The 12,448-nt window shown below is 69.2% G+C and carries 9 protein-coding genes; 7 read left to right on the top strand and 2 right to left on the bottom strand.

Annotated features, from left to right (window positions below; all coding sequences use genetic code 11):
* Positions 1–100 precede the first annotated feature (100 nt).
* Genes ACJH6I_RS10025 through ACJH6I_RS10015 form a run of 3 tightly spaced genes read left to right on the top strand, consistent with a single transcriptional unit; the run spans position 101 to position 3,565 of the window.
* Positions 101–1,519, top strand: a complete 1,419-nt coding sequence (locus ACJH6I_RS10025; RefSeq protein ID WP_346415070.1) for an AarF/ABC1/UbiB kinase family protein — start codon at positions 101–103, stop codon at positions 1,517–1,519.
* Positions 1,506–2,657 carry a cytochrome P450 gene (locus tag ACJH6I_RS10020; RefSeq protein WP_346415071.1) on the top strand — a complete coding sequence of 384 codons (1,152 nt, stop codon included), beginning with the start codon at positions 1,506–1,508 and terminating at the stop codon, positions 2,655–2,657. Before ACJH6I_RS10025 ends, ACJH6I_RS10020 begins: the two co-directional genes overlap by 14 nt.
* Positions 2,657–3,565 (top strand): NAD(P)-dependent oxidoreductase, encoded by a 909-nt coding sequence (locus ACJH6I_RS10015; protein ID WP_346415072.1) that lies wholly within the window; start codon positions 2,657–2,659, stop codon positions 3,563–3,565. The genes ACJH6I_RS10020 and ACJH6I_RS10015 overlap by 1 nt, the downstream gene beginning before the upstream one ends.
* Here the strand turns inward: ACJH6I_RS10015 and ACJH6I_RS10010 are convergent.
* Positions 3,557–3,943, bottom strand: coding sequence for a DUF393 domain-containing protein (locus ACJH6I_RS10010; RefSeq protein ID WP_346415073.1), 387 nt, complete (start codon positions 3,941–3,943; stop codon positions 3,557–3,559). The two genes, ACJH6I_RS10015 and ACJH6I_RS10010, sit on opposite strands and share 9 nt — an antisense overlap.
* Before the next feature lie 57 nt (positions 3,944–4,000).
* Complete coding sequence (locus ACJH6I_RS10005) at positions 4,001–5,320, bottom strand: DUF222 domain-containing protein (RefSeq protein WP_406784035.1); 1,320 nt, start codon at positions 5,318–5,320, stop codon at positions 4,001–4,003.
* Positions 5,321–5,432: 112 nt separating this feature from the next.
* Here ACJH6I_RS10005 and ACJH6I_RS10000 point away from each other — a divergent pair, with 112 nt between their 5' ends.
* From ACJH6I_RS10000 to ACJH6I_RS09985, 4 genes are all read left to right on the top strand, one after another.
* On the top strand, positions 5,433–5,954 hold the full coding sequence (locus tag ACJH6I_RS10000) for a 2-oxo-4-hydroxy-4-carboxy-5-ureidoimidazoline decarboxylase (RefSeq protein WP_346415075.1): 522 nt from the start codon (positions 5,433–5,435) through the stop codon (positions 5,952–5,954).
* 62 nt (positions 5,955–6,016) lie between these two features.
* Entirely contained in the window at positions 6,017–9,910 is a 3,894-nt protein-coding gene (locus ACJH6I_RS09995; RefSeq protein ID WP_406784034.1) for a Pls/PosA family non-ribosomal peptide synthetase, read from the top strand.
* Positions 9,907–11,241 (top strand): M1 family metallopeptidase, encoded by a 1,335-nt coding sequence (locus ACJH6I_RS09990; protein WP_226519897.1) that lies wholly within the window; start codon positions 9,907–9,909, stop codon positions 11,239–11,241. The genes ACJH6I_RS09995 and ACJH6I_RS09990 overlap by 4 nt, the downstream gene beginning before the upstream one ends.
* Positions 11,238–12,446: a hypothetical protein gene (locus ACJH6I_RS09985; RefSeq protein ID WP_226519898.1), complete on the top strand. Its 1,209-nt coding sequence runs from the start codon at positions 11,238–11,240 to the stop codon at positions 12,444–12,446. The genes ACJH6I_RS09990 and ACJH6I_RS09985 overlap by 4 nt, the downstream gene beginning before the upstream one ends.
* The last annotated feature ends 2 nt before the right edge of the window (positions 12,447–12,448 follow it).

Raw genomic sequence — 12,448 nt, 5'->3', positions numbered from 1 at the left:
TCCCTTGTCGAGGTTTCCACCGCTGCCTCCCCACCATTGACCGGATATAAGAAGGGTCATATATTTCGTACTAGGTCACCATACAACGCTGGGAGGCGCAATGACCGGGAATGTGCCGCGCGGACGCATCCGCCGCACCATGCCGGTCGCCGGCTTCACCGCACGCGCCGCCGGTGGCCGGATGGTCGCGGCGCTGCGGGAGAAGGCCGGCAACACCGGCGCCGTCGAACGTTTCCATGAGCGCACCGCCGAGCAGTACGCCGAACTCCTCGGCCACTCCAAGGGCGTGTTGATGAAGGCCGGCCAACTGGTGTCGATGGTCGACGCCAATGCCATTGGCGGCGGCGAACTCTCGCCGTACCAGCGCGCACTGACGCGGCTACAGGCCGACGCGCCGCCGATGGATTCAGCGCTGGCCCGGCGGGTCGTCGAGGATGATCTCGGTCGCCCGATCTCCGCGGTCTTCGCCTCGTTCTCCGACGAACCGATGGCGGCGGCGTCCATCGGACAGGTCCACCGTGCGGTGCTGCACGACGGCCGCGACGTCGCGGTCAAGGTGCAGTATCCCGGTGTGGCACAAGCCATTCGCGATGACTTGTCGAACACCGAGCTGTTGGCGACGATGTTCCGGTTCGCGGCAGGCGCGGCGAGCACGCTCGGCACCGTCTTGCCCGATGTCACACCCATCGCCGCGGAGATTTCCGAACGCATCTCCGAGGAGATCGACTACCGCAGGGAAGCCGCGCACATCACCGCGTTCCATGAGCTGTACCGCGATCATCCGTTCATCCGGGTACCCGAGGTCGTTCGCGAGGCATCCGGCGACCGTGTCCTCACCATGACGTATCTGGACGGATTGGACTGGGCCGCAGCGCAAGACGTCGATCAGAACTTGAAGGACACCTGGGCCGAGGTGATCACCCGGTTCATCGCCGGAGCGTACCGGCACGGCAATCTGTTCCACGCCGACCCACACCCGGGCAACTACCGATTCGGCCTTGACGGCACGGTCGGATTCGTCGACTTCGGCTGCGTGAAGGTACTCACCGAGCATCAACGCGGCCAGATCGTGCACATGCTCCGCGCTGCGGTAGACGGCCAGCGAGACCAGCTTCGAGCAGCCATGGTCGAAGCTGGTTTCTTAACAGCCGATTCCGTACTCACTGCGGATGACGCTTACAGCTGGTACCAACAGATCATCTACGAATTGCTTGTCCCGCAACCGGTGACCTACACCGAAGAGACCTCGCGGCGTGCCATCGCCTCGATGCTGGACATCCGCGACTCCGACCATCCCATGCGGCACATCACGGTGCCCGCCGATTTTGTGTTCTTCTCCCGGCTCAACCTGTCCATGAACGCCATCTTCACCGCCTTGCACGCGACCTTCCACGCCCGTGCCGCGGTCGACGACATGGACGGCGTCGCCGAGCCGATCACAGAGTTGGGCCGACAGCACGTGGCCTGGGTTCGCGAGCGTGGCTTGCCTTTCGGGACAGACGATCATGAGCACCGCTGACGTCACGGCAGCCCGGCTGCCCTGGGACGCCGCCGATCCCTACCCCTTCTACGAAGCCCGGCGGCGCGACGGAGATGTCGTGTGGGACAACGCCGCACAAGGTTGGCTGGTGCTCGGCTACGACGCGGCCCGGCAGGTGCTGGGCGGCTCCGGCTGGACGAGCGACCCGCTGGCCAACCCGGTGGCACGCGCGTCGATGACCATGCTGGGGCCGGAATTCGCGAAGGCGTCGATGCTCTTCACCGACGGCGCCGACCACGACCGGCTGCGCGGCGCGGTCCGGGACGCGTTCACCCGCAGCACGATATCCGGGCTGACCGAAGGCGTGGAGACCATCGCCGCCGAGGTCATCGCGCAGGCACCCACCGGCGAGCCGTTCGATTTCATGTCGCGGATCGCCCTACCGTTGCCGATCGCGGTGGTGGGTGAATGGCTCGCGCTGGAACCCGGCCACGCGGCGTCGCTGCGCGAACTGTCGCCGTCGATCATCCGCATGCTCGGCACCCTGGCCGATCCCGTAGAGGTGGCCGAGGGCTTCGGCGCCGCCGCCGCACTCATGGCGGAGTTCCTGCCGCTCGCCGCCGATCGACGGGCCAATCCCGGCGATGACCTGTTCAGCTTCATCGCCACCGATCCCGAACTGTCGCTCGAAGACGTCGTGGTGACCGCCATCCTCATCGCGGTCGCCGGACACGAAACCACCGCGAATCTGCTTGGCGCTGGGCTGATTCGGCTGGTGACCGAACAGGTCGACACCGTCGACGGGGCCGTCATCACCGAGCTGCTGCGACTCGACGGCCCGGTGCAGTCGACGGTGCGCACCGCGACCGAGGACCAGACGGTGGGCGGCGTCGACATCGCCGCCGGCGACAGCGTCGTCGTCGTGGTGGCGGCCGCGAACCGCGACCCGGCGGTGTTCGACGAACCTGACCGCTTCCGCTTGGACCGCACCGGCCCCGCCCCCGTGGCCTTCGGGTACGGCGCGCACTACTGCCTGGGTTCGGCGCTGGCCCAGCTCGAGTTGACCGTCGCGTTGCGGGAAGTCCTTGCGCGCCAACCTGTTATCCGCGGCGCAGTCACGTGGCGCGATACGCCCGCCATTCGCGGACCGCAGACGTTGCCGGTGGCGTTCAGCTGATGCGGGTGTTCGTGACCGGCGGGACGGGCGCCATCGGCATCCACACCGTGCCCGCCCTTGTCGCGGCGGGGCACGCCGTCACGGCGCTGGCTCGCAGCGATGCGAAAGCCGCGTGGTTGCGGAGCCAGGGCGCTGAGCCGGTTTCGGTGCCGCTGTTCGACCGTCATGGGCTGGCCGACGCATTCACCGGCCACGACGCGGTGATCAATCTGGCGTCGGCGCTGCCGTCGACCACGGCGTTCATCCGCAAATCCGCCTGGGCGGAATGTGAGCGCGTGCGTTCGGAGGGGTCCGCGAACGTTGTTGATGCCGCGCGGGATGCGGGCATTCCGAACCTGATTCAAGAATCCGTGGTGATGATCTACCGCGACGGCGGCAGCGACTGGATCGACGAAGACCAGCCCGTCGACCACTACCCCATCACGCGCGGCAACCACGCCGCCGAAGCCAGCGCACGCCGGTTCGCAGCGGCCGGCGGGCAGGCGACGATCCTGCGGTTCGGCGTCTTCTACGGCCCGCATGCCGCGCACAGTGAACAGATCCTCGACATGGCCAAGTGGCACATCGGGTTCTCTCCCGGACGGCCCGGCACCTACCTGTCGTCGATCCACGTCGCGGATGCGGCGAGCGCCGTCGTCGCGGCACTCACGGCACCCGGCGGCACCTACAACATCGTCGACGACCGGCCACTCACCAAGCGCGAATACGCCGAGGCCTGCGCCGCCGCCGTCGGGCGCCGCATCTGGATCAGCGGGCCGGGACGGCTGGGGCTCCTGCTCGGTGACCGACTCACGTCGATGACGAGGTCACTTCGGGTGAGCAACAAGCGCTTTCGCGAGGCTGCGGGCTGGCGTCCCCGCTACCCCAGCGCACTCGAGGGTTACCGCGCGATGGCAGAGCTACGGTGAAACACATTCCGAGGGTGCGGATTCGCACCACGGTGTGACGCCGCGGAAGTGGTAGCGGTGGGTCGCGACCCAGCGGTAGATCCACTCTTGGAGCGCGCCGACGCCCGGGATGCCATAAACCCACAACGGCAACCGGGTGCCGATCGCCGCGGCCACGGCGGCGTTCGCCGCCTTGGCGCCACCGAGCACCTCGCCGGAGGAATCCAGCCACCACACCGATTCCATCAAGTGCTCCGGTGCCACTCCGAGTCGTTCGGCGGTACCGGGCTTCTGCAGTGGTTCGGTGCGCAGCCGGCCGGTGCGATTCATCCGCAACAACTGATTGCGGGCGCGGGTACACATCCCGCACTTGCCGTCGAAGAACAGCACACCGTCCATGACTTCATCATGCGCCGCCAGGCGCGGCCGGAAACCGTGAGTCGCCACACATCAGGGCTAGTTGCGCATGATTCGCGGGCGCGATCCCTCGTCGATGATCGCGAGATGGACCCTGCGGGTCAGGATTTGCAGTCCTGTCGGCATCGGCGGCGCGGCGGAGGTGTAGACCGCACCGGTAGGTGTGGTCAGTGTGACGGTGTGGCGGCCGTGCCGGTCGTAGGTTGTGGCCGCGTGCCAGCCGGGTTCTTCTTTGACGTAGTTGCAGTGCGCACATTGGCCTTGACCGTTGTGCACGCTGGTCGGGCCATGCTGCGCGCGCGGCCAGATGTGGTCGGTGTGCCGAATCCTGGCGTTGCAGTACGGGGTCCGGCAGATCTGATCCCGCAACGCGATGAACCGGGCCAGGGCTTTCGGGAACGCCCGGGATTTCGACTCCATCGCCACCAGCTTGTTGGTACCCGGCTGGGCGTACAGGCGCCGCACCGCGGCCGCGCCCTGCGCATCGAGCGCGCCGACCACGACGAGATCCCGCGCTATTTCGGCCGGGATCGGCCCGTACCCCTCCAGATGCGCCGGTTCTGAGCCACCGCCGAGCAGGGTCTCATCCGAGAGCACCAGGTTCGCCGTCACCGGCACCGGCGACTGCACCGGGTTGCGGCCCGTGACCCGCTGCACCATCACGTCGGCCATGATCTGGTCGTGGGTGCGGCCCAACCCGGCCGGTACCGTCCTGCCCGGCAGTGTCGAGGCCAGCGTGCTCGCCGCCTCATCGGACAGCGCGGTATGCATGGCGCGGCCTTCGGCAGCCGGCAGCCGCACGCTCACGGTGGCCATGCCGTCACCAGCAGGCCGGAACCGGACATGACGCCCGGCCGGCGCGCGGCGCACCCGCTGCACGATCGCCTCCTGATCGAGCCGGTAGGCGATCCGCTTGGCCTCGGCGGTGATCTCGGCATCACCCTTACCGTCGAGGGTGGCAGGGTCCGAGCACAATTCGGCATCCAGCAGCCGGCGACCCAACACCGACAGGCACTCGGCCTCTTTGGTGATCAGCTCGGCCCGGTGCTCGGAGAGGACACCCGACTCCAACGCGGCCAGCGTGCGCGGCATGTCCGCGACCAGGATGCGGGCCATCGCCATCAACCGCTCACCCCGATGCGGCGACTCGCGCCGCGCCAACCCGATCTCCGAACCCAGCGCGGCCCGCGACACCCGTGGCCCACCCGCCGCGGCCGCCGCCACCCGCCGCGCCTCAAGTGCGGCCGCCAGCCGCGCCTGCTGGGCCGCCGCACGCGCTTTGACCCGTTCGAGCTCCGCCATACGACCCGACAACGCCGCCTCATCGGCCTCAGGGTCCATCAACGGCGTTTCGAACATATGTGCGATTCTATCGGATACCTGTGATGCACGCCAGACCCCAGATAAATGAATTTGCCCCGCTGTAACACGAGGAAATCTGCCCGTACCCTGCAGATTCGATGATGTCTATGTGTTGATGCATCAGGGAATCGGTCTCGACGCGTTCAACGCCATGCCGAAGCAGCGGGCGGTGCACGCACTGTACGAATGCTGCTACAGCGTGCCCCTGGCCGGCAGCCTCGCCGACGGACGCGCCTACAAAGACCACGACCACCTGTTCCGGCGGGCGGACGACCTCCTCTTCGCGCTCGGCGACTCCTCGGTGGACGCGATCCTGCAGGCCTATCCGCAGCTCGGCCGCCGCCCCGGCAGCGCCCGCTCACAGTTCGAACAGTGCGCGGTGTGCGACCGCGACCCCGATCTCATGGCAACCCTGACCGCGCACGCCGCGACCTACCGTGACCACTTCGGCTTCGACTTCGTGATGTTCGTCGGCGCCATGAGCGCCAACGAAGTGCTGACCCACATGGCCGACCGCATGCACAACGACCACGAGACCGAGCGCAAGGTGGTCCGCAACGAGCTGGCCCGCATCAACCGGACGCGACTGGAGCGCATGCTCGGGCCTGAAGGCGGCTACAACAACTGGTAACGAAGCCGCCACGGCATGCCCGCCGCCAGGAAGCGTTCGCCAAGCCTTAGTAGTTTGTACCCGTGCATCAGGAGATCCCCCCGCAGTACGTGCGTTCGGCGAACGCACCGCAGGCCCGGACCCTCATCGACATCCTCTACGCCACGGCCGACCAATATCCCGATGCACCCGCCATCGACGACGGCACCGTCCAGCTCACCTATGCCGAGCTGATCGCCGACGTCGAGGAGAGCGTCGCCTGGCTGGCCGCGCGCGGCATCGGCCGAGGTGACCGCATCGGCATCCGCATGCCGTCGGGCAGCTACGCGCTGTACGTGTCGATCCTGGCGACCCTCGCCACCGGCGCCGCATACGTCCCCGTCGACGCCGACGATCCCGAGGAACGCGCCGCGCTGGTCTTCGGCGAGGCCGGCGTCGTCGGCATCATCACCGAGGCGGGCCTGGTCCGCGGGCCCGGCTCGACCCGCGGCTGGCAGGCCGGCCGCCCGCTGACCCGCGACGACGCCTGGATCATCTTCACCTCCGGCTCCACCGGCACCCCGAAGGGCGTCGCGGTGACGCACCGCAACGCCGCCGCGTTCGTCGACGCCGAGGCCGAAATCTTCCTGAAGGACAACCCGCTGGGCCCGGGCGACCGGGTGCTGGCCGGGCTGTCGGTGGCCTTCGACGCGTCCTGCGAAGAGATGTGGCTGGCCTGGCGCCACGGCGCCTGCCTCGTCCCGGCCCCGCGCTCGCTGGTGCGCAGCGGCATGGACCTGGGCCCGTGGCTGGTATCCCGCGACATCACCGTCGTCTCGACGGTCCCGACGCTGGCCTCGCTGTGGCCCGCCGAGGCCCTGGAGGCCGTGCGCCTGCTGATCTTCGGCGGCGAGGCCTGCCCACCCGAGCTCGCCGAGCGCCTGGCGGTCGAGGGCCGCGAGGTGTGGAACACCTACGGACCGACCGAGGCCACGGTCGTCGCGTGCCTCGCGCCACTCGGCGGCGGCCCGGTCAGCATCGGCCTGCCGCTGCCCGGCTGGGATCTGGCGGTCGTCGACAAGGACGGCCTGCAGGTCGGCTACGGCGACGTCGGCGAGCTGGTGATCGGCGGCGTCGGCCTGGCCCGCTACCTGGATCCGGAAAAGGACGCCGAGAAGTACGCGCCGATGGAGACCCTCGGTTGGGGCCGCGCGTACCGCAGCGGTGACCTGGTCCGGCTCGAGGCGGACGGCCTCTACTTCCAGGGCCGCGCCGACGATCAGGTCAAGGTCGGCGGCCGCCGCATCGAGCTCGGCGAGGTCGACGCCGCACTGGTCAACCTGCCCGGTGTCAGCGGTGGTGCCGCCGCGGTGCGCAAGACCGCCACCGGCACTCCCCTGCTGGTCGGCTACATCGCCAGCGCCGACCCCGAATTCGATATCACCAAGGCCCGCAAGACACTTGCCGAGTCGCTGCCCGCCGCGCTGGTGCCGCGCCTCGTCCTGGTCGACGAATTGCCCACGCGCACATCAGGAAAAGTCGACCGCAACGCACTGCCGTGGCCCATCGAAGGGGCGGGCGCGGCGGGCGACGACAGTCCCGACCTCGACGGCACCATGGGCTGGCTCGCCGGGCTGTGGCGCGACGTGCTGGCCTCCCCGATCGACGGACCCGGCGCCGACTTCTTCGCACTCGGCGGCGGCTCACTGTCCGCCGCGCAGCTCGTCTCGCTACTGCGGGAGAAGTACCCACAGGTCACCGTCGCCGACCTGTACGACCACCCGCGCCTGGGCTCTCTGGCCGGCTACCTCGATGAACTCGACCCGCCGCCGCTCGTCGAAACCCGAAGCGTCACACCGGTTCCGCTGACGACGCAGCTCATCCAGACCGCTGCCGCGATCCCGCTCGCGACGCTGGCCGGCATGCAGTGGGTCGTGTGGCTGGCACTGCTGAACAACGTCGCCGCCGCGCTGCACCTGCTGCCCTGGGCCCACACCGTGAACTGGTGGGTGATCCTGGTCGGGTTCCTCGTGTTCGTCACGCCGATCGGCCGCATGGGCATCGCCGTGTTCGCCGCGCGCGCCCTGCTGTCCGGTCTGGAACCGGGCACCTACAAACGCGGTGGCTCCGAGCACCTGCGGGTCTGGCTCGCCGAACGGCTCGGCGAGGCCAGCGGCGCCGAAAACCAGGCCGGCGCACCGTGGTTGGTGTACTACGCCCGCGCGCTGGGCAATCGGGTCGGCGACGGCGTCGACCTGCATTCCACGCCGCCGGTCACCGGCATGCTCACGCTCGGTGACCGCTGCTCGGTCGAGCCGGAGGTCGACCTCACCGGGCACTGGATCGACGGCGACCTGTTCCATGTCGGACCCATCAGCATCGGCAACGATGCCACCATCGGCGCCCGCACCACACTGCTGCCGGGTGCCGTGGTCGGCAAGAACGCCGACGTCGCACCGGGTTCCGGCGTGATCGGCAAGGTCAAGGCCGGGCAGTACTGGAAGGGTTCGCCGGCGGTGAAGTCCGGCAAGGCCCACCACCCGTGGCCGAAAGAGCGGCCGGGGCGCGCCCCGATCTGGGTGGGGATGTACGGGGTGACGTCGGTGTTGCTCGGCGGATTGCCGATCCTGGCTCTCGCCGCGGGGCTCGCAGTGCTGATTCTGCCGGTGCGCCATACCCATTCGCTGCCCGAGGCGGTCCTGCCCGTCGCGCTGTGGACGCCCGTGGCCGCCGTGGTGGCCATGGCGGTGTACGCCGCGCTGACCGTCATCGGGGTGCGCCTGCTGGCCCTCGGCCTGACCGAGGGCTACCACCCCGTGCGCAGCCGCGTCGGCTGGCAGCTCTGGGCCACCGAGCGGCTGATGGACGCCGCCCGCAATTACCTGTTCCCCATCTACGCGAGCCTGTTGACGCCATGGTGGCTGCGCATCCTGGGCGCGAAAGTCGGTAAGGACACCGAGATTTCGACGGCCCTGCTGACGCCGAAGTTCACCGAGGTACTCGACGGCGCATTCCTGGCCGACGACACCATGGTGGCGTCGTACGAACTCGGCGGCGGCTGGATTCACGTCGCCAAGGCGACCGTCGGGCGACGCGCGTTCCTCGGCAACTCCGGCATCACCCAGCCCGGCCGCCGGGTGCCCGACGACGGGCTGGTCGCGGTGCTGTCGGCGACCCCGCACAAGGCCAAGGCCGGCTCATCGTGGCTGGGCAGTCCGCCGATCCGGTTGCGCCGCCAGCCGACCGAAGCCGACGCGGTGCGCACCTTCCACCCGTCGCTGCGGTTGAAGGTGATGCGCTCGACGGTCGAGACGCTGCGGATCGTCCCGGTGATGGTGACATTCGGCATCGGCGTGGCGGTCCTCGGCGTCCTGCAGGCCCTCGCCGGCGAATTGGGCTGGCTGTGGGCGTCATTGGGCGCCGGTCTCGTGCTGCTGAACGCGGGCGCCATCGCCGGCGCCATCGCCGTCGTGGCGAAATGGCTGATGGTCGGGCGCATCCGGGCCGTCGAGCACCCGCTGTGGTCGCCGTTCGTGTGGCGCAACGAGGTGTCCGACACCTTCGTCGAGACCGTCGCCGGACCGTGGTTCGCCCGCGCCGCCAGCGGCACCCCGGTGATGAACCTGTGGCTGCGGGCCCTCGGCGCCGCGATCGGCCGCGGCGTGTGGTGCGAAACCTATTGGCTGCCAGAGGCCGACCTGGTGACACTCGGCCGCGGCGCGACGGTGAACCGGGGCTGCGTCGTGCAGACCCACCTGTTCCACGACCGCATCATGCAACTGGACACCGTGGTGCTGGACGAAGGCGCGACGCTGGGTACCCACTGCGTCGCGCTGCCGGCGGCGAGCATCGGCGCCGGAGCGACGGTCGGCCCGGCATCGCTGGTGATGCGCGGCGACGCGGTGCCGGCGTCGACCCGCTGGCAGGGCAACCCGATCGCCCCGTGGGTCGGCAAGAAGCGCAAGTCGGGCAACCGGCAGAAGGCGCAGGCCGCGTGACCCGGACCAACAAGAAAGACCGCAAAAGCGTTGCGCCGGTGATCGATCCGTACCTGCCGAACAACGGCAACTTCGGCTTCCGGGTGTCCCGCTACGAGCTGAGCCTCGAATACAAGGTGGAGAGCAACCGGCTGAGCGGTATCGCCAACATCACCGCCGTCACCCTGGCGTCGCTGAACTGGTTCACCCTGGATCTGTCCGACGACCTGTCGGTGGCCAAGGTCGAGGTCAACGGGCGACGCCCGGCGAAGTTCCGCACCGTCAACGGCAAGCTGCACATCACGCTGGCCGACCAGCTGCCCGCCGGTGCCGCGATGAAAGTGACGGTGCGCTACGGCGGCAACCCGCGCCCCATCAAATCAATCTGGGGCACAGTCGGTTTCGAGGAGCTGACGGAAGGCGCCCTGGTGGCCGGGCAGCCGAACGGCGCGGCGTCCTGGTTCCCGTGCGACGACCACCCGAGCAGCAAGGCCAGCTACCGCATCGCGGTCACGACCGACAGCCCGTACCGGGTGGTGGCCAACGGCGAGCTCGTGAGCCGCAAAACCCGTGCGGCACAGACGGCCTGGGTGTACGAGCTCGCCGAGCCGACGTCGACCTACCTGATCACGCTGCAGATCGGTCGCTACGAATCGGTGCGCCTGGCCAAGTCGCCGGTGCCGATGTCCGCGGCCCTGCCCCAGCGGCTGATCCGCAACTTCGAATACGACTTCGGCCGGCAGCCCCAGATGATGCAGCTGTTCACCCGGCTGTTCGGGCCGTACCCGTTGTCGACCGGTTACACCGTCGTCGTCACCGACGACGAGCTGGAAATCCCGCTTGAAGCACAGGGCATTTCGATCTTCGGGGCCAACCATTGCGACGGCCGCCGCGGCGCCGAACGGCTGATCGCGCACGAGATGGCCCACCAGTGGTTCGGCAACTCGGTGACGGTACGACGGTGGCGCGACATCTGGCTGCATGAGGGATTTGCCTGTTACGCCGAATGGCTGTGGGCCGAGGAGTCGGGCTGGCGCACCGCCGACCAACTGGCCACCCACAATCTGCAGAAACTCCGCGGCCTGCCGCAGAACCTGTTGCTCGCCGATCCTGGACCCGAGGACATGTTCGACGACCGCGTCTACAAGCGCGGCGCGCTGACCCTGCATGCTCTGCGACGCACGATCGGTGACACGAATTTCTTTGCGCTGCTGCGGAATTGGACCACCCGGTACCGGCACTCGACCGCACTGACCGATGACTTCACCGGCCTGGCCGCGCACTACACCGACCAGTCCCTGCGCGGACTGTGGACGGCGTGGCTCTACACGACGGAGCTACCGACACTGTGAAACCCAGCGGTGTGGCGCGGGTCGCGGTCGCGACGGTGCTCAGCGCGCTGTGCGGCTACGCGATCCTGTACCTCGCCGCGCGCGACCTGGCTCCCGCCGGGTTCTCGGTGTTCAGCGTCTTCTGGGGCGCGTTCGGGTTGTTCACCGGCGCGGCCAACGGGCTGCTGCAGGAGGCCACCCGCGAGGTCCGCATCGCGCGCATTGCCGAGCCCCAACCCGGGCCGCACCTGCAGCCTCTGCGCGTCGCCGCACTGGTGGCCGTCGCCGCGGGCCTGCTGATCGCCGGCACCGCCCCGCTGTGGGCGGCCCACGTATTCGTCGAATCCACGCCGCTGAGCGTGACGCTGCTGAGCGTCGGCCTGGCCGGCTTCTGCTTGCACGCCACCCTCCTCGGCGTGCTGGCCGGGGCGGACGGCTGGACCCAGTACGGCACATTGATGGTGACCGACGCGGGTATCCGGGTCGCCGTCGCGGTCGCCGCGTTCGTCCTGGGCTGGGGCCTGGACGGCTACCTGTGGGCCACCGTCGCCGGTTCGATGTCGTGGCTGATCCTGCTGCTGGCCTCCCGTGTGGCCCGGTCCGCGGCCGCCATCCACACGCCCGGCACCCCGCGGACCTTCCTGACGGGGTCGGCGCACTCGATCGCCGCCGCGGGCGCCAGCGCCGTCCTGGTGATGGGCTTCCCGGTGCTGCTGCAGGCCACGTCACGGGACCTGGGCGCCACCGGCGGCGTCATCATCCTGGCGGTGACGCTGACCCGCGCCCCGCTGCTGGTTCCGCTCACCGCGATGCAGGGCAATCTGATCGCGCATTTCGTCGACAACCGCAGGCTGCGCGCCCTGCTCACGCCGGCCCTGGTGCTCGCCGGCCTGGGCACGCTGGCGGTGCTGGCGGCCGGGCTGCTCGGACCGTGGCTGCTGCGCACGCTGTTCGGGCCGGAGTACACCGCGAGTGGTGCGCTGCTGGCGTGGCTGACGGCAGGCGCCGTCGCCATCGCCTTCCTGACCCTCACCGGCGCCGCCACGGTGGCCGCCGCGCTGCACCGGGCCTACGCGGTGGGCTGGGTGAGTGCCACGGTGGCGGCGGCACTGTTGTTGCTGCTGCCACTGGACCTCCAGACCCGCACGATCGTGGCTCTGATGTGCGGACCGCTGGTCGGAATCGTCGTTCACCTGGCCGCGCTGAGCGCGATCAGGCGCCGCTGAGC

Origin of the sequence: Mycobacterium sp. SMC-13 (assembly GCF_045311035.1) — a bacterium.
GTDB lineage: Bacteria > Actinomycetota > Actinomycetes > Mycobacteriales > Mycobacteriaceae > Mycobacterium.
The sequence above is the reverse complement of the archived record's forward strand: the minus strand, read 5'-3'. Positions and strand labels throughout refer to the sequence as shown.

Excerpts from the sequence above, each read along its gene's own strand:
- ACJH6I_RS10010 (WP_346415073.1), bottom strand. The coding sequence starts at position 3,943 with ATGGACGGTGTGCTGTTCTTCGACGGCAAGTGCGGGATGTGTACCCGC.
- ACJH6I_RS10015 (WP_346415072.1), top strand. The coding sequence starts at position 2,657 with ATGCGGGTGTTCGTGACCGGCGGGACGGGCGCCATCGGCATCCACACC.
- ACJH6I_RS10025 (WP_346415070.1), top strand. The coding sequence starts at position 101 with ATGACCGGGAATGTGCCGCGCGGACGCATCCGCCGCACCATGCCGGTC.
- ACJH6I_RS10020 (WP_346415071.1), top strand. The coding sequence starts at position 1,506 with ATGAGCACCGCTGACGTCACGGCAGCCCGGCTGCCCTGGGACGCCGCC.
- ACJH6I_RS10005 (WP_406784035.1), bottom strand. The coding sequence starts at position 5,320 with ATGTTCGAAACGCCGTTGATGGACCCTGAGGCCGATGAGGCGGCGTTG.